The 15,792-nt window shown below is 71.5% G+C and carries 19 protein-coding genes; 9 read left to right on the top strand and 10 right to left on the bottom strand.

Annotation, left to right across the window (positions count from 1 at the left end):
- Nucleotides 1-265: 265 nt before the first annotated feature.
- From lipB to IE140_RS08285, 4 genes are all read left to right on the top strand, one after another.
- Complete coding sequence (lipB, locus tag IE140_RS08300) at nt 266-1,096, top strand: lipoyl(octanoyl) transferase LipB (RefSeq protein WP_150196475.1); 831 nt, start codon at nt 266-268, stop codon at nt 1,094-1,096.
- Between the two features lie 225 nt (nt 1,097-1,321).
- Nucleotides 1,322-2,311, top strand: a complete 990-nt coding sequence (gene lipA / locus IE140_RS08295; protein WP_032776312.1) for a lipoyl synthase — start codon at nt 1,322-1,324, stop codon at nt 2,309-2,311.
- 276 nt (nt 2,312-2,587) lie between these two features.
- A complete protein-coding gene (locus tag IE140_RS08290; RefSeq protein ID WP_032776311.1) occupies nt 2,588-2,788 on the top strand; it encodes an SCO2195 family GlnR-regulated protein in 201 nt (66 codons plus the stop codon).
- Between the two features lie 98 nt (nt 2,789-2,886).
- Nucleotides 2,887-3,594: a DUF4191 domain-containing protein gene (locus tag IE140_RS08285; protein WP_006123960.1), complete on the top strand. Its 708-nt coding sequence runs from the start codon at nt 2,887-2,889 to the stop codon at nt 3,592-3,594.
- 102 nt (nt 3,595-3,696) lie between these two features.
- Here the strand turns inward: IE140_RS08285 and IE140_RS08280 are convergent, their stop codons facing one another.
- Nucleotides 3,697-4,104 carry an RDD family protein gene (locus IE140_RS08280; protein WP_032776310.1) on the bottom strand — a complete coding sequence of 136 codons (408 nt, stop codon included), beginning with the start codon at nt 4,102-4,104 and terminating at the stop codon, nt 3,697-3,699.
- A gap of 297 nt (nt 4,105-4,401) precedes the next feature.
- Between IE140_RS08280 and glnA the strand changes: the two genes are divergently transcribed.
- The gene (gene glnA / locus IE140_RS08275) at nt 4,402-5,811 is read left to right on the top strand and encodes a type I glutamate--ammonia ligase (protein WP_093439729.1); all 1,410 of its coding nucleotides are present in this window, start codon (nt 4,402-4,404) and stop codon (nt 5,809-5,811) included.
- A 217-nt stretch (nt 5,812-6,028) separates the two neighbouring features.
- Entirely contained in the window at nt 6,029-6,820 is a 792-nt protein-coding gene (locus tag IE140_RS08270) for a hypothetical protein (protein WP_150196476.1), read from the top strand.
- Between the two features lie 165 nt (nt 6,821-6,985).
- Here the strand turns inward: IE140_RS08270 and IE140_RS08265 are convergent, their stop codons facing one another.
- From IE140_RS08265 to IE140_RS08235, 7 genes are all read right to left on the bottom strand, one after another.
- Nucleotides 6,986-7,378, bottom strand: a complete 393-nt coding sequence (locus IE140_RS08265; protein ID WP_109181414.1) for a cupin domain-containing protein — start codon at nt 7,376-7,378, stop codon at nt 6,986-6,988.
- 10 nt (nt 7,379-7,388) lie between these two features.
- Nucleotides 7,389-7,928: a hypothetical protein gene (locus IE140_RS08260; RefSeq protein ID WP_150196477.1), complete on the bottom strand. Its 540-nt coding sequence runs from the start codon at nt 7,926-7,928 to the stop codon at nt 7,389-7,391.
- Nucleotides 7,929-7,947: 19 nt separating this feature from the next.
- Nucleotides 7,948-8,514 carry a GNAT family N-acetyltransferase gene (locus IE140_RS08255; RefSeq protein WP_150196478.1) on the bottom strand — a complete coding sequence of 189 codons (567 nt, stop codon included), beginning with the start codon at nt 8,512-8,514 and terminating at the stop codon, nt 7,948-7,950.
- A gap of 72 nt (nt 8,515-8,586) precedes the next feature.
- A complete protein-coding gene (gene cpt / locus IE140_RS08250) occupies nt 8,587-9,120 on the bottom strand; it encodes a chloramphenicol phosphotransferase CPT (RefSeq protein WP_150196479.1) in 534 nt (177 codons plus the stop codon).
- A gap of 55 nt (nt 9,121-9,175) precedes the next feature.
- Nucleotides 9,176-10,069: a M55 family metallopeptidase gene (locus tag IE140_RS08245; RefSeq protein ID WP_150196480.1), complete on the bottom strand. Its 894-nt coding sequence runs from the start codon at nt 10,067-10,069 to the stop codon at nt 9,176-9,178.
- A 34-nt stretch (nt 10,070-10,103) separates the two neighbouring features.
- Complete coding sequence (locus IE140_RS08240; RefSeq protein WP_109178282.1) at nt 10,104-10,577, bottom strand: hypothetical protein; 474 nt, start codon at nt 10,575-10,577, stop codon at nt 10,104-10,106.
- Between the two features lie 133 nt (nt 10,578-10,710).
- Nucleotides 10,711-11,016 carry a hypothetical protein gene (locus tag IE140_RS08235; protein ID WP_032761724.1) on the bottom strand — a complete coding sequence of 102 codons (306 nt, stop codon included), beginning with the start codon at nt 11,014-11,016 and terminating at the stop codon, nt 10,711-10,713.
- Between the two features lie 119 nt (nt 11,017-11,135).
- On the opposite strand from IE140_RS08235, the gene IE140_RS08230 reads away from it, so the two are divergent.
- Complete coding sequence (locus IE140_RS08230; protein ID WP_093806093.1) at nt 11,136-11,501, top strand: ArsC/Spx/MgsR family protein; 366 nt, start codon at nt 11,136-11,138, stop codon at nt 11,499-11,501.
- Nucleotides 11,502-11,520: 19 nt separating this feature from the next.
- A complete protein-coding gene (locus IE140_RS08225) occupies nt 11,521-12,525 on the top strand; it encodes a hypothetical protein (RefSeq protein WP_229826730.1) in 1,005 nt (334 codons plus the stop codon).
- A 24-nt stretch (nt 12,526-12,549) separates the two neighbouring features.
- Here IE140_RS08225 and IE140_RS08220 read toward each other — a convergent pair whose 3' ends face one another.
- On the bottom strand, nt 12,550-13,074 hold the full coding sequence (locus tag IE140_RS08220; RefSeq protein ID WP_150196481.1) for a carboxymuconolactone decarboxylase family protein: 525 nt from the start codon (nt 13,072-13,074) through the stop codon (nt 12,550-12,552).
- A 47-nt stretch (nt 13,075-13,121) separates the two neighbouring features.
- On the opposite strand from IE140_RS08220, the gene pdxR reads away from it, so the two are divergent.
- Nucleotides 13,122-14,690 (top strand): MocR-like pyridoxine biosynthesis transcription factor PdxR, encoded by a 1,569-nt coding sequence (gene pdxR, locus IE140_RS08215; protein WP_150196482.1) that lies wholly within the window; start codon nt 13,122-13,124, stop codon nt 14,688-14,690.
- On the opposite strand, the gene IE140_RS08210 is transcribed toward pdxR, so the two are convergent.
- Nucleotides 14,647-15,558: a Gfo/Idh/MocA family protein gene (locus IE140_RS08210; RefSeq protein ID WP_150196483.1), complete on the bottom strand. Its 912-nt coding sequence runs from the start codon at nt 15,556-15,558 to the stop codon at nt 14,647-14,649. The two genes, pdxR and IE140_RS08210, sit on opposite strands and share 44 nt — an antisense overlap.
- Nucleotides 15,559-15,792 lie beyond the last annotated feature (234 nt).

Genomic DNA, 15,792 nt, shown 5'->3' with positions numbered 1-15,792 from the left:
ACGGCGCGAATTTAGCGGCCACCGGGGCGGTCACTGCCACCCTTTGCTCCACGTTCATCCGATCGTGTGAGGATTCCGGACGGAGCTGACGGAAACGCCCGACACGTGAGTGCGCGCGACCGGCGGGCCCGTGAGGCGGCCGTTCCACCTGCCGGGGGGCCGTTCGGGCGACGGTCGTACAGTGGATGCGGGCGCGATCAGTGCAGGGCACCGTCATCCCGGGGACACCCCTCCGGGCCTGCGGGGCCCACAGAGGGAGGCATCGGTGAGCGAGCTGCGGTTCGTCCGTCTGGGCTTCGGCGAACAGGCCGTCGAATACACGGAGGCCTGGCAGAAGCAGCGCGAGGTGCACGCGGACCGGTTCGAGGACCGGGTCCCGGACACCTGTCTGCTCCTGGAACACCCGCCCGTCTACACCGCGGGTCGCCGCACGGCGGACAGCGAGCGTCCACTCGACGGCACCCCCGTCATCGACGTGGACCGGGGCGGGAAGATCACCTGGCACGGTCCGGGCCAGCTCGTCGGCTACCCGATCCAGAAGCTGCCGCGTCCGGTCGACGTCGTCGCGCATGTGCGCCGGCTGGAGGACGCGCTGATCCTCACGGCCGCGGACTTCGGCGTGGAGACCTCCCGGGTGGAGGGCCGCAGCGGGGTCTGGGTGCTCGGCGACCCGGTGGAGCAGCGCCAGGCGCTGGGCGGGCTCTCGCTGGACTTCGACCCGAGGCTCCAGGACGAGGAGTTCGACGCGCGGCTGAACGGCCCGGAGTACGCCCCGTCCAACGCGGGCCAGCGCCGCGAGGACCGCAAGCTGGCCGCGATCGGCATCCGGGTCGCCAAGGGCGTCACGATGCACGGCTTCGCGCTCAACGTGAACCCGGACAACACCTGGTTCGACCGGATCGTCCCGTGCGGCATCCGGGACGCGGGGGTGACGTCCCTCTCCAACGAGCTGGGCCGGGAGATCACCATCGAGGAGGTGCTGCCGGTCGTCGAGAAGCACCTGCGGGACATCCTGGAGAACGCGGACCTCGCACCGCGCGAGATCGAGCGGCCTGAGGCTTCGGCCCCGGAGCCGCAGGCCTCGGTCCCGGCGTGAGGAGCCGCGGCCGTGCCGGCCGGGAACCCCTGGCCGTACCAGCCAGTAGCCCGTCCGGGGAATAGGCCCCGTCGGCCGCAGGTTGGCCAGACGTAAGGCCGTTCGATGTAGGGGCGTACCCTGGTGTTCGCCGAAGATTCCAAAGTGAATCCCTCGCGCATCGCTCGCGCATCCCACGCGAACCCGACGCGAATCCAACGCAGCAGAGAGCAAAGGGGAGCCGGAGTGTCCGCTGTCGCACCCGACGGGCGCAAGATGCTGCGCCTGGAGGTCCGGAACAGCCAGACCCCCATCGAGCGCAAGCCCGAGTGGATCAAAACGCGGGCGAAGATGGGCCCCGAGTACAAGCAGCTCCAGCAGCTGGTGAAGGGTGAGGGCCTGCACACGGTCTGCCAGGAGGCGGGCTGTCCCAACATCTTCGAGTGCTGGGAGGACCGCGAGGCCACCTTCCTCATCGGCGGCGACCAGTGCACCCGGCGCTGCGACTTCTGCCAGATCGACACGGGCAAGCCGCAGGCGCTGGACCGTGACGAGCCCCGCCGCGTCGGCGAGTCCGTCGTCACGATGGACCTGAACTACGCCACCATCACCGGCGTCGCCCGCGACGACCTGGAGGACGGCGGCGCCTGGCTGTACGCGGAGACCGTCCGCCAGATCCACACGCTCACCGCGGAGCGGGAGGCCGGCGCGACCAAGGTCGAGCTGCTGATCCCCGACTTCAACGCTGAGCCCGAGCAGCTCGCCGAGGTCTTCTCCTCGCGCCCCGAGGTGCTCGCGCACAACGTGGAGACGGTGCCGCGGATCTTCAAGCGGATCCGCCCCGGTTTCCGTTACGAGCGTTCCCTGGAGGTCATCACCCGGGCCCGCGAGGCCGGTCTGGTGACCAAGTCGAACCTCATCCTCGGCATGGGCGAGACCCGCGAGGAAGTCAGCGAGGCGCTCCAGGACCTGTACGACGCGGGTTGCGAGCTCATCACGATTACGCAGTACCTACGCCCCTCCGTACGGCACCACCCGGTCGAGCGCTGGGTGAAGCCGATGGAGTTCGTCGAGCTGAAGGACGAGGCCGACGCGATCGGCTACTCCGGCGTGATGTCGGGTCCGCTCGTGCGGTCCTCGTACCGCGCGGGGCGTCTCTTCCAGCAGGCGATGGACGCGCGCGGTGTCGCCGCCGGGGCCGCCACCGCGGCCGTCCAGGCCGCACCGGCCGTGTGAATCCGCTCACGAGCGGCCGGCACGCCGTAACCGTATGACCGAAGCGGTCCGTACGCTCCCCGCAGGTGAGGGACGCGTACGGACCGCTTCGGCGTGCGCTCCGACGGAATCAGGGCTTCATTGGTGTTTGACCACCCGGTCACGCGCTGGTAACACCGAGCAGTGACCCTGGGTACACGTGCGGCAGCGACTCCGGCAGCCGCCGCCGTCACTGCTTCCCGTACTCATCCTCATCCGCGCCCTTGGGGCGCGTCGTTTCCGAGGGGGAACACCACGATGCAGGCCGCACCGGTCCGCGCCCACGCCCTTCCGTCCGTCACCACCGCACTGCGCGCCGTCGAGTCGCTGCTGCTGAGCGGCGGCCAGCGCACCGCCCGCCGCAACGCCTGGACGGCCGTCCTGGAGGACCGCCGCCGCGCCAAGGACCGGGTGGAGGCCCAGCACGTGCTGGACGCGGTGGCCGACCACCGCTCCTAGGCCGCCGCCGGGCCGCTCCCCCGTCCCGGGGTCGCTCGCGCGTACCCGGACCGCTCCCACGTTCCTGGGTCGCTCCCTCGCCACGTAAACTTCAGTACATGGCGAGGAAGGCAAAAACTGAAGGCGCGGACAGCGCCGAGAACGCGGGGCGACTCAAGCAGATCGCCCTGACCTACAAGATGACCAGGCGGACCGACAGCAAGATCGGTCTTGTCGTCGCGGGTGTCGGGATCGTCACGTTCGGTGTCCTCCTCGGCATCGGCTTCGCGATCGGCCACCCGGTCTATCTGGGCATCCTGGGCTTCGTCCTGGCCGTCCTCGCGATGGCGATCGTCTTCGGCCGACGCGCCGAGCGGGCGGCCTTCGGTCAGATGGAGGGCCAGCCCGGAGCGGCGGCCGCCGTCCTGGACCGGATCGGACGCGGCTGGACGACCACCCCCGCGGTGGCGATGAACCGCAGCCAGGACGTCGTCCACCGGGCGGTCGGCAAGGCCGGCATCGTCCTGGTGGCCGAGGGCAACCCGAACCGGGTGAAGGGCCTGCTGGCGGCCGAGAAGAAGAAGATGGCCCGCATCGTGGTGGACGTGCCGGTGCACGACATCATCGTCGGCAACGGCGAGGGTCAGGTGCCCCTGAAGAAGGTCCGCACCAAGATGCTGAAGCTCCCCCGCGTCCTGACCGGCCCGCAGGTGACCACCACCAACGACCGGCTGCGCGCGATGGGCGACCTGATGAGCAACATGCCGCTGCCGAAGGGCCCGATGCCGAAGGGCATGCGGATGCCGCGCGGCGGAAAGATGCGCTGACCGCGCCGGACGTGAAGAACGGGGCGGCCCCGGGACCTCGACAGGTCCGGGGCCGCCCCGTTTCGCATGGGCGCACGTCTCAGGGGTGCGCGGGAGAGGTCGTCACATCCGGACCTGAACGGACCGCGACAGCCGGTCGTGCAGGCCGCGACCGTCGCGGTCCCAGACGAGCGCGGGGATGACGAGCAGGAGCAGCACGGTCCGCACGGCCACGCGCACGAACCCGAGCCGCCCGCCGTCGTCGGCGACCACGCGCACGCCCAGCAGCCGCTTCCCGGGGGTGCAGCCGATGGTGCCGACGGTCAGCAGGCTCATCACGAGGAAGATCCCGAGCGCCCAGTTCCCCGCCGCCTGCTGGTCACCGCGAGCGAACAGCCCGTATGCGATCAGCATGCAGAGGGTCCAGTCGATGAAGACGGCTCCGAAGCGCCGGCCGAGCGGCGCGATGGAGCCGGGGCCCTCCTCGGGCAGCCCGAGGCCCTTGCCCCGGTAGCCGAAGTCGGCGCCCATCTCCTCGGCGGCCGCGCGGGGCCCCGAGAGCCACGATCCGATTGCTTGCCTGTTGTCCACCCGTCCACGGTACTGCGCCCGGGTTTGGGCCCGGCCGGGCGGGGCACGGAAACAGCCGCACGGAGACCGCCGCTGAGATGCCGCCCACCACCGCCCCGGTTAACTTGGGCGAAACAAATGGGTCACGCTTGAGAAATCGGGCCTGCCTATGGTCGGGTCCAGCGTGCGCCACCGCACTGGCCGCACCACGAGCTACACAACCCCCGCCCCTCCCGGGTCGGGAGGAGGAGGAGTTGGATGTTCCAGAACGCCGACGAAGTGCAGAAGTACGTCGCGGACAACGACGTCAAGTTCATCGATGTCCGGTTCTGCGACCTGCCCGGGGTGATGCAGCACTTCACGATCCCGGCTGCGTCCTTCGACCCGGCCGAGGAACTGGCCTTCGACGGTTCGTCGATCCGCGGCTTCCAGGCCATCCACGAGTCGGACATGGCGCTGCGCGCGGACCTGTCGACGGCTCGGGTGGACCCCTTCCGCCGCGACAAGACGATCAACATCAACTTCTTCATCCACGACCCGATCACGGGCGAGCAGTACAGCCGTGACCCGCGCAACATCGCCAAGAAGGCCGAGGCCTACCTCGCCTCGACCGGCATCGCGGACACCGCGTACTTCGGCCCGGAGGCCGAGTTCTACGTCTTCGACAACGTCCGCTTCCAGACGTCGGCGAACGAGAGCTTCTACCACATCGACTCCGAGGCCGGCGCCTGGAACACCGGTGCGGTGGAGAACAACCGGGGTTACAAGGTCCGCTACAAGGGCGGCTACTTCCCGGCCCCGCCGGTGGACCACTTCGCCGACCTGCGGGCCGAGATCTCCCTGGAGCTGGACAAGAACGGCCTCCAGGTCGAGCGCCAGCACCACGAGGTCGGCACGGCCGGCCAGGCGGAGATCAACTACAAGTTCAACACGCTGCTCGCCGCGGCCGACGACCTGATGCTCTTCAAGTACATCGTGAAGAACGTCGCCTGGCGCAACGGCAAGACCGCGACCTTCATGCCGAAGCCGATCTTCGGCGACAACGGCTCGGGCATGCACGTGCACCAGTCGCTGTGGCAGGGCGGCTCGCCGCTCTTCTACGACGAGCAGGGTTACGCCGGCCTGTCGGACACCGCCCGCTACTACATCGGCGGCATCCTGAAGCACGCCCCGTCGCTGCTGGCGTTCACCAACCCGACGGTGAACTCCTACCACCGCCTGGTCCCCGGCTTCGAGGCCCCGGTCAACATGGTGTACTCGCAGCGCAACCGCTCCGCCGCGATGCGCATCCCGATCACCGGCTCGAACCCGAAGGCCAAGCGCGTCGAGTTCCGCGCCCCGGACCCGTCCTCCAACCCGTACCTCGCGTTCTCCGCGCTGCTGATGGCGGGCCTGGACGGCGTGAAGAACAAGATCGAGCCGGCCGAGCCGATCGACAAGGACCTCTACGAGCTGGCTCCCGAGGAGCACGCCAACGTCCAGCAGGTCCCGACGTCCCTCCCGGCCGTGCTCGACGCCCTGGAGGCGGACAACGAGTACCTCCAGGCGGGCGGCGTCTTCACGTCGGACCTGATCGAGACCTGGATCGACTACAAGCGCACGAACGAGATCGCCCCGATCCAGCTGCGGCCGCACCCGCACGAGTTCGAGCTGTACTTCGACATCTAGGACTGCCGCAGGTCAGAGGGGTTCGCCTCTCTCACCTGGGCCGCCTGTGGGCCGTCGGCCGTGTCCCTCCGGGGGTACGGCCGACGGCCCTTTCTGCTGCCCGTCACACCGCGATGGGCACAGCACCGCCGCCGCCAGCGGCGGACAGGCCGAGCGCCGCGTGATCGGACCGCAGCCCCAGAGCCGGCGTGTGCGAGTCGACTGCCACACTCGCCGGATGACGAATGAGGGTGGGAGTTCCGGCCTCGTGAAGGTGCGGGCGCTGTTGCTGCGGACGGACTGGAACGCGGTGGAGCACTGCTGCCCGAACGTGGCTCCGACGACGCCGGTGATCCTTCGGCAGCTGCTCGACGACGATCCGCGGGTCCGGGGCACAGCGGTGCGGGAGCTGTCCGAGGCGGTGACACACCAGGGAACCTTCTACAGCGCCACGGCACCGGCGGCGTTGTTCGTCGCTGCGGTCCTGGGCGATCCACGGACAGTGGCGAGGGTGACCCCGCAGAGGCCCTGGGAGATCGAACTGCACGGCGAGAAGCTGTCCTCGCTGCGGGTGCTTCTGCTCGACTGGCTCGGGGACACTGCCCAGAACACGAACCATCCGCCCGAGTGGCCGCCCGGCGCCCAGGAAGACATCGACGCCTTCCTCACGATCCGCCCAGCCCTCTACGACGCGGTCCACCCGTTCCTCAGCGACGGTGAGCAGGAGGTCCGCGACGCCGCCCTCTGCGCGATCCTGCCTCTGCTGACCGACTCGACGCCGACACGGCACGTCCCGGCCCTGACCAACGCAGTCCACCAACTCGCCGCCCGCGACACTCCCTACAGGTGGTATGCCGTCGACCGACTCGTCGCCTGGGGCCAGGACACATCCCACTACCCCGAGCCCCCGCAGCCGGGCCCGAACAGATTCGCCGGGCCGGTTAACCAGTACACCGTCCAAGGCGACCACGACCCGTGGGCAGGGCACGTCGAGCCGTGGCCGGACTCTGTCTACGACGCTCTCCCATAGAACGGCCGGGGGCACCTTACTCTGAACGTCTCTCACGTCAGCCCCGGCGACCAACAGGGGTTGCTCTATGCGACGTTGGGCCGGCGGTTCGTCGTCCGAACGACGGGACGTCGGCCCGGGTGGCCGCAACGGACCTCGGTCAGCCGTGGGGTGTCCGACGGTGAGTCAGTGGGAATCAGGCACCTTGTTGCCGCAGGGCATGACCGCATAGCCAGGAACGGACGGCCATCGAACCGTCAGGACCACCGACTCCTCCTCCGCGAACCATGAGTGATCGACGCCGCGTCCCCACACGACGTAGTCGCCCTGTTCCTCCAGCAGGACGTCGCGGCCCGGCAGCTCAACGCGGAAGCGGCCACTGATGAGAACCAGCAGAGCCGTGCGCTCCTCGCCCTTCACCCACTGCAATCGCCTGTCGGCGCGCGGGTGGACGCCCCATTTGATCTCCACGGCCTCGCTGTGACGCGGGTCGTCGGCGTCCTGGAAATGCCCGAGGAGCCATCCTCGGTCCAGTGCCGCATCCTTGCCCGCGTTGCCCACGTACACGCTGTCGTTCACGCGGGGGACGCTAGCAGCGCCGGTCATGCGGCGGCGCGGCATCGACGTTCCACTCCTCGGGCAGATCGCTGCCGCAGAAGACACAGATGAAGTCGCCCTCGCGCACGATGGCGCACTCCCGGCAGCCGGGACAGCGCCGGAACACCACTTGGTGGGTGAAGCAGGACGGGTGTCCTAGTTCGATGGCGTCCAGCGCGCGGGCGACTGCCGGCCAGGAGACGACGTCCGGGCAGTATCCGGTCGACTGGTTGCTGACCTCGTCCACTACCCACCGGCCTGCCTCGCGGATGAAGCTGATCTCTCCTGCGCTCAGGACGGGTTCTCCGTTAGCGCATGCCACGTGTTCGCTGCGTCGAGGAGCCAGCCTGAGCACACCGTCCATGCCGACCACGAAGGTGAACGGTTCGAGCAGTTCTACCGCCGCCTGTCCGGCGGCCCAGTGGGCGAAGTCGGCCGGCGAGACGATCCGGCGGCTGCCTCTGCCGGGCCGGATCGCGGCTTTCAGGTCGGCCGGTCCGACGTATCGGTAGATCCGTCCCCGTACGTTCATACGGTCCACCCGGAAGACCTCACCGCAACGAAGGCCGTGCCCGTCCCGCCCAGTACTCATCCGCCGTGATGCCCAGCAGGACCACGTCGTGGTACGTGCCCGCGAAGTACTCGTGCTGGCGCAGGCGGCCCTCCTCCACGAAGCCGAGTTTGCGGTAGAGGGCCAGGGAGGCGTCGTTGAAGGCGTAGACCTCCACCTCGCACTTGTGGCAGCGCTGTTCGGCGAACATGTAGGTGAGGATCAGTTCGGTGGCCTCGGCGGCGTAGCCCTGGCGGCGGTGTTCGCGGGTGACCTCGATGCCCGTGCGGAAGCGGCCCGCCCGGGTGTCCGTCTCGCCCACCGACACCGCGCCGACGAAGGCGTGCTCGAAGCGGGTTTCGATGACCAGTTGGTACGAGGACGGGTTCGGGGTGCGGCCGGCGCGTTCGGTGGTCCAGGCGCGGAAGCTCTCGTCCGAGCGCGGGGGTTCGACCACGTCGGCGTTGCGGGCGTCCACGGTGTGCAGGGCCAGGGCCCGGAAGCCCTCCCAGTCCTGGGGTTCGATGCCTCGCAGGCGTACTCGCTCGCCGGTCCACAGGTCGGTCATCTCGCTCCAGCCAGGTCTGAGGGGGTGGGGGGTAGGCGGTGGGTGTGGGAGCAGGTCGGGCCAGTCGGGCGGTCAGGTTACGTGGGCTGCGATCGTCCTCGCGCAGGCCAGGGACTCCATGTGTGTCGTGTCCACTTCCACGTCGTACGACACCCCCTCGTGCACCTTCTCCGCCTGCGCCGCGGCCATTCCCCTCGGGCGGTCCCCTCGGGCGATCTCGCGGGCCTCGGCCACCTCGCTCGCGCACCGAACGCCCACCCACAGGACGTTCAGGCCCGTCAGCGCCTTCCGCCACGGTTCCTGGGAGGCGGGGCCGCCGAGGAACACGTCGTCGATGATGACGTTCGCGCCCGCCCGGGCCGTCGCGGCCACGCCCTCGCGCCAGGCCGCCTCCAGTCTCCGGAACTCCTCGCCGATGGCCACGCCGCCGCCGGCCGCGAACGCGATGCCTTCGCCCGCCGACCTCAGGGACGCGGGCAGGGAGTCCACGAAGGTGTCGATCGCGGCGGCGAGCCACGGGGTCGGCAGCTCCGCCTGGAGGCACCGGACGATGCCGGACTTGCCGGAGCTGGAGCCGCCGTTCAGCACGATCACCTGGGTTGTCACCCGGACACGGTAGAGGCAACGCGTGCGGTCTTCGACGTGTTTTCGGTGCCTGCGCCTACGCCGGCCTGATCGTGGCGAGCTGCGCCAGCAGCAGGATCAGGCGGTAAGCCGTCCCGTAGTCGGGGGCCGCGAAGGCGACCGTCCGGGCGCCCGCAGTGCGTGAGACGCCCGGGACCAGGGTCGCCAGGTTGATCGTGTGCGGGCTCGCGAGGTCGACCTCCACGTCCAGCGGGCCCGTGAGGGCCAGGGGTGGGATCTCCGTGCGGCGACTCACCGCGTCCGCCGCCGCACGGCGCAGCCGGTCCCGGGCCTCCTCCGGGTGCAGGGTCACGGCGGCCGCCATGCCCAAGGCCTCCTTGACCGGGACGGTGACCGCCTCGGGGATCAGGGCGGCAGCCTCGGCGCAGGCCGCGTCGTCGCCGCTGAGCAGGACGACCGGGACGCCGAGGTGGCCGGCCATGGCGGCGTTCAGCCCGATCTCGCCCAGGGAGCGGCCGGTGACCTGTCCGTCTTCGCCCGGTGCGTGGCCGGTGCCCGGTGCGCCCTCCCCCTGCGCCCGGGCCGTCACCCGTACGTCGAGGATCTCGCCGTTCATCGTGTGCGCCAGCACGCCCGGGCCCTCTCCCGCGCGGACGTGGTAGCCCACGAACAGCGCCGCGTCCGTCTCCTCGTCGAGCCCGGCCAGCATGTTCAGCGCGCGCGGCTTGCCCCGGACCAGGCGGGCGCGGCGGTCGAGTTGCTCCGGCAGGAGGTTGCGGAAGGTGCCGTGCGCGTCCGCGACCAGGACGTCGGCCGTGGGCTCGGCGTCCAGGACGCCCGCGATCACCGCGTTCGCCTCGGCCGTCATCAGCTCCCGGCCGCGCTGGTAGTCGTAACGCTCGGGATTCGTCTCGGAGGAGTGGACGATCCCCGAGATGCCTTCCATGTCGACCGAGATGAGTGCCTTCATGGGGCTGGGATCCTACCCGTCGTCGTTCTACCGGTCAGGCGCCCGCGAGGCTCGCCCGGGCCGCGTTCATGAACGCCGTCTTGGCCTCCTCCAGGTGCTCGTTGACCTCGACGTCCCCGATGTCGCGCCAGACGGCGGCGTTCAGCGCGTGACCGTACGTCCTGACCGGCTCGCGCAGGGCCTCGTCGCACAGGAGCGTGACATTGCCGGACGCGGTCCACAACGCGGTCATGACCGGGCCCGTCTGCGTCATCCAGCCGTCCTCGTCGTCGCCCCACGGGTCCGGGCGACCGTAGGCGGCCCGTTCCGCGGCCTGGGCGCAGGAGACGAACTCCTTCAGCACGTCGATCTGTTCGGCCCTGCGACTCTCCGAGGTGGCCGCGGTCTGGCGACGTTCCTCCGCGCGTTCCGCCGAGCGTTGTGTGGCGCGTTGGGCGAGGGCTGTCAGTCCGCCGCCCAGCGCCACACCCGCGAGCGAGACGACCGACGTCCACAGATCCGCAGCCATGGTGAAGTCCCTTCGCCCTTTCCCCTGTTCGGTCGGGGTCATGGTGCCGTACGGCGGCCGACGGCGTGCCGGTGCCCCCGGCCGGATGCAGAGGGGCCGGGGGCACCGGTGGAGCGGTCGGTGAGCGGTTCGGTCAGCGGCCGTAGCGGATCAGGGCACGGACCATGCGGCAGGTGGTGTCGGACGGCGGGTGGATGCCCATGCGCTCGGCGGTGATCCGTATCCGGTGGTTGCCGGCGCTGGAGGGCTGGTAGACCCCGCTGTCGAGCAGGGCGATGGCCAGGCGCATGGCCTTGAGGCGGCGGTTGTGGGAGACGTACCACTCGCGGGGGCGGCCGGCGGGCAGCCGCTTCTTCGCGGGCGGCGCGGGGAGCGGCGGGTGGAAGGGCATCGGGAGCTGTCGGTCGAGCGGCTGGGTCGTGGCGGTGGCGACGGCCATCGGCATCCTCCTGGCAGCGTGGTGGAACCCTCACGAACTCCCTCCATTTTACTGCCCCCCACTGACAATCGCCCCTGGCCAGAGGCGGTTTCGGCAGTCCCTCGCGTACCCTTGGCCCCATGGAGATCTGGATCAATCCCGCCTGTTCCAAGTGCCGCAGCGCGGTGACTCTGCTGGACGCCGAAGGGGCCGATTACACCGTCCGCCGCTACCTGGAGGACGTGCCCTCGCCCGAGGAGATCCGGGCCGTGCTGGACCGGCTCGGTCTGGAGCCTTGGGACATCACGCGGACGCAGGAGGCGGCGGCGAAGGAGCTGGGGCTCAAGGAGTGGCCTCGCGACGCCGGTTCGCGGGAGCGGTGGATCGTCGCGCTGTCCGAGCATCCCAAGCTGATCCAGCGGCCGATCATCACCGCCGAGGACGGCACGGCCGTGGTGGCGCGGAGCGAGGAGGCCGTGCGGGACGCGCTGGGGCGTGGTGCCTGAGGCTGTGCCCCCTGAGTCCGTGGTTCCTGAGGCCGAGGGCCCGTCGACGGTCCGGCAGCTCTCCCCCGGCATGGCGTTCTTCACCGACTTCGTCGTCACCGGTACCGTGCGCGGCGCCGATGCGACCAGTACGCCCGCCGAGGTGACCGGTCTCCTCGGTGACGCGTTCGTCGAGAGCCGTACCGGGCCCGGGCAGCTGCTCCGCTGCTACGAGCTGGTGGAGCTCGCGTGGGAGCAGGAGGGTGACGGCCGGCGCGGTCTGTATGTCACCGTCCAGGCCCACCGGCTCGACGTCCCGTTGTCGGTCGACGCGCTTGCCGAGGATCTGGAACGGGCCGGCTTCCCCCTCGTCGAAGTCGCGCCCGACGGCGTCGGGTGCCGGCGCTTCGTTCGCGCGGACAGTCGGGTGGCGGTGCTGGCCGACGAGGAGAACGGCCAGGTGCTGGCGATCACCGCACCCGCCTGGTTCGCGCCCGGTGCTCGTGGCGAGCCCTCGCCGTGGTCCCGGGAATCCGGGCGCGACCGGGTCCGGCATCTGGTCGGGCTCGGTGCGGCGGAGCGGGAGGCCTGGGCAGGGCGGCGGGCGCCGGGCGAGGCGGAGGAAGCTGCGCGCTGGTGGTGGTTCCTGTGGGTCGCGTGCCGGCAGCTCCTGCCGGACGAAGGTGAGCGGAGATTTGGTCACGATCGGTCCGCCTGGGAGGTGTTGGCGCTCTGGCTGCTCGGCTCGTGCGAGGCCGCCGGAGTCCTCGACCGTACCGACGCCGTCTGCGAGATCGCGCGGTACGGGCTGCTCGAACCGGACACGGCCGTACGGGCCTGCCTGGACGCCATTCCGGTGTCCCGGGCGGACGTGGCGACCCGGGAGTCGACTCCGTACGCACGGGAGAACCTGGTGGCGGTCAACGCCTCCCGGGCCGCCAAGCGGCTCACCCTCGCGGCCGGTGAGCTGCTGCCCCGGGTGCGGGACCGTGCGCTGCGGGCCGAGGTGGCGGCCTGGCTGGAGCTCCGGACCCGGCTGATGTGAGGCTCGGGTGGGTGCCGTACCGGCTCAGCGTTCGTCCGTGCCCGCTCGCTTGGCCGTGGACAGGGCGATGCGGTTCCAGGTGTTGATCGTGAAGATCAGGGCCAGCAGGTGGGCCAGCTCCTCCTCGGTGAAGTGCGCCGCCGCCCGGTCGTAGACCTCGTCCGGCACCCCGGCGTCGCCGATCCGGGTGACCGCGTCCGTCAGGGCCAGGGCGGACTGCTCCCGGTCCGTGAAGAAGTGTTCCGCCTCCTGCCAGACCGCGACCATGTGCAGGCGGTCCTCGCTCTCGCCCGCCTTGCGCGCGTCCGTGGTGTGCATGTGCAGGCAGTACGCGCACCGGTTCAGGTGCGAGGCGCGGATCTGGACCAGTTCGACCAGGGCCGGGTCCAGGCCCTCACGGGCCGCCGCGTCCAGGCCGATCACGGCCCGGAACGCCTTCGGAGCCGCCTTCGCGAAGTTCAGCCGGGGGGCCGCCGTGGCCGGGTTGGGCCGGACGGTGGTGGCCTCGGCGGTGGTGCGGTCGTTCGTCTTGATCTCTGTCGTCGTCATGGGTACGAATCTAGGGCGACAAGCGACTGGGTGTGGGGTGCATTCGCGTGACGGATTCATGGGTCAATTCTGCGGAGATCCTGGGCAGCGATCTGCCCCTGGAACTCTCCGGCACCGGTAACCGCCGGGCCCTCCTGATGAACGCGCTCCGCGAGGCCGTGCGCAGCGGGCGGCTCGCCCCCGGCACCCGGCTGCCGCCCTACCGTTCCCTCGCCGCCGACCTGGGCCTGGCCCGCAACACCGTCGCCGACGCGTACGCGGAGCTGGTCGCGGAAGGGTGGCTGGCCGCCCGCCAGGGGTCGGGGACGCGGGTCGCCGAGCGGGCCGCCCCCGTGACCCCGGTGCACCGGCCCCGTACCCCCGAGCGCGCCGTCCGGCCGGTCCACGACCTGGTCCAGGGGCAGCCGGACCCCTCGGTGTTCCCGCGCACCGCCTGGCTGGCCTCGGCCCGGCGTGCGCTGGCCGCCGCCCCCGACGACGCGTTCGGGCCCGGCGATCCGCACGGGCGGCCCGAGCTGCGGCGGGCCCTGGCCGGCTATCTGGCCCGGGTGCGCGGGGTGCGGGCCGCGCCGGACCGCATCGTCCTGTGCTCAGGGGCCGCGCACGGGTTGCGGCTGCTCGCGGAGGTGGTCGGCGGGCCGTGGGCGGCGGAGGCGTACGGGCTGCCCTTCCACCGCGAACTGCTCGCCTCCCACGGGGTCGGCACCCGGCCGCTCGGCGTGGACGCGGACGGCGCCCGGGTCGACGGGCTCACCCGCCGCGACCGGGCCGTACTCCTCACGCCCGCCCACCAGTTCCCCACCGGCGGGCCGCTGCACCCCGCGCGGCGGGCGGCCGTCGTCGACTGGGCCCGGGCCACCGGCGGGCTCGTCGTCGAGGACGACTACGACGGGGAGTTCCGCTACGACCGGCAGCCCGTGGGGGCCGTCCAGGGGCTCGATCCCGAGCATGTGGTGCTGGTCGGGTCGGTGAGCAAAAGTCTCTCCCCTGCTCTGCGGATCGGGTGGATGGTGCTCCCCCAGCGGCTCGTCGCCCCCGTCGTCGCGGCCAAGGGCGAGCGCGAGCAGTTCTCCAGCGCCACCGAGCAGCTCACCCTCGCGGACTTCATCGAGTCGGGCGCGTACGACCGGCAGGTACGCCGGATGCGGCAGCGCCACCGCCGCCGCCGGGACCAGTTGGTGGCCGCCCTGCACGCGCGGGCCCCGCACGTCCGGGTCACCGGGATCGCGGCCGGGCTGCACGCCGTGGTGGAGCTGCCGCCCGGCACCGAGCGGTCGGCGGTCCGGGCGGCGGCCTGGCAGGGGCTCGCGGTGGAGGGGCTTGGCGACTATCTGCACCCGGGGGCGGAGGACGCCTCCCGTGGCCCTCGTGCCTCCCGGGCCCATCGTGCCGGTGCCGCCGGTAACGCCGATGCCGTACGTGCCGCCGGTCCCGCCGACGCCTCCCTCGTCCCGCACCGTGACGGGCTCGTCGTCGGATACGCGACCCCCGCCGAATCCGCCTACCCGGAGGCGCTCGATGCCCTGTGCCGCGCCCTGCCGCCGGCCGCCCCACTTGCCACCCCGCCTGCCGCTACGCCCGTGTCTGCTCCTCCGCCGCCGCCAGCAGCTCCGTGAGGTGGAGGCCGAAGCGCGCGTCGCAGGCGTGCGGCACTCCCGTGCGTACCGCTTCGGCCAGGGCGTCCACCGCGCCCCGGAACGCCGTCTCCGCGCCCGCCCAGCCCGGGACCGACGCCGTGCCCCGCTCGCCCCGCAACTCCATCTCTACGACCGCCGCGCCCGGCGGGGCGCTCAGCCCGAGCGTCACCGTGCTGGACGCGCCGGAGGCGTGGCGCAGGATCAGATGCGTCGTGTCGGCCGGTCCCGCGGCGGCCGTCAGGTGCTCCACTTCGCCCAGGACCGGGATCAGCACGGAGAGCGCGTGCGGGCCGACGTCCCACAGGCCGCCCTTCTCGCGCCGCCACGGGGAGTCCGCGTACTCGCTGGCCGAACCGGCGGCGTAGAGCGAACCCAGCCACTGGGCCCGTGCCGTGAACCAGCCGCCCACCGCCGTCTGTTCGGCGATCCAGGCCGCGGTCTCGGGTGCGAACCGCAACGTACAGAAGACGACCGACGCCACCCCTGCCTTCTCCGCCGCCTCGGCCACCGCGCGGGCCCCGGCGACCGTCGTGGCGACCGGCTTGTCCATCAGCAGGTGGCAGCCCGCCTCCGCCGCCCGGACCGCGAGGGGGGCCTGGACGTCCGGCGGCAGCGCGAAGGCCACCGCGTCGCTCGCCTCCAGGAGCGCGTCGATGCCCTCCTCGCCCGTGTACGCCCGGGTCCCGTGGGCGGCGGCGAGGGGCTCCGCCGCCTCGGCCCTGCGGCCCCACACTCCGCTCAGCTCGACACCGGGGTGGGCGGCGAGCGCGGGCGCCTGGGTGTTACGGGCCCAGGGGCCGGTGCCGAGGAGGCCGATGCGCAGAGGGGTGGTGCCTGCAGTCGTCATGCGTGCCAGTGTGCCGGGCGCGGCGGGCGTGCGGACAGGAGGCCCGGGGCGGGAGACCAGGGGGCCGGAAACCAGGGGCCGGAGGCCGGGGCCCGCATCGTGCCGGGCCCGGTCCCGGACAACGCCCGGCCCGAATGCGGTGGCGCGGACCCGCCCCGCCCCGTTACGTTTCCCGAGCCGGCCGCGGGACTCCGGTGCGACTTCCGAGACCTGCCTGTGAAGCAATGATTTCGC

The organism is Streptomyces parvus (assembly GCF_014648875.1).
In the GTDB taxonomy this organism is placed as follows: Bacteria; Actinomycetota; Actinomycetes; order Streptomycetales; family Streptomycetaceae; genus Streptomyces; species Streptomyces parvus.
The sequence above is the reverse complement of the archived record's forward strand: the minus strand, read 5'-3'. Positions and strand labels throughout refer to the sequence as shown.